Origin of the sequence: Pseudoalteromonas sp. S1727, from assembly GCF_005886375.1 — a bacterium.
GTDB lineage: Bacteria > Pseudomonadota > Gammaproteobacteria > Enterobacterales > Alteromonadaceae > Pseudoalteromonas > Pseudoalteromonas haloplanktis.
Genome location: NZ_PNDT01000298.1, coordinates 1 through 280, shown reverse-complemented (window position 1 = coordinate 280; position 280 = coordinate 1). Strand labels below are relative to the sequence as shown.

The 280-nt window shown below is 45.4% G+C and carries 1 pseudogene; it reads left to right on the top strand.

Annotated features, from left to right (window positions below):
* Nucleotides 1-280: pseudogene (locus CWB85_RS22095) on the top strand (CapA family protein); the annotation flags it as partial.

Genomic DNA, 280 nt, shown 5'->3' with positions numbered 1-280 from the left:
CCTGATGAGAATAATTACCCTAGCGCAGCGACTATTAGTGATATTAATAATAAGACGGCTAAACAGATAACCTTGGTGCCTAAATCAAGCAATGCTGTCAGCTTACTTTTTGCTTGTGATACCATGTTTGCTCGGCGCTTTTTAGATCCTTCATTCGCAACTATGACAGGCGATATACCTGATGTCGAAGGCGCGCTGATCCGCCCAGCTACTGCCGCTGAAAATGCGCAAGCCTTAACGCAATTTGTTGCGCCTTTGATTAAAGCCGCTGATTTCGCCT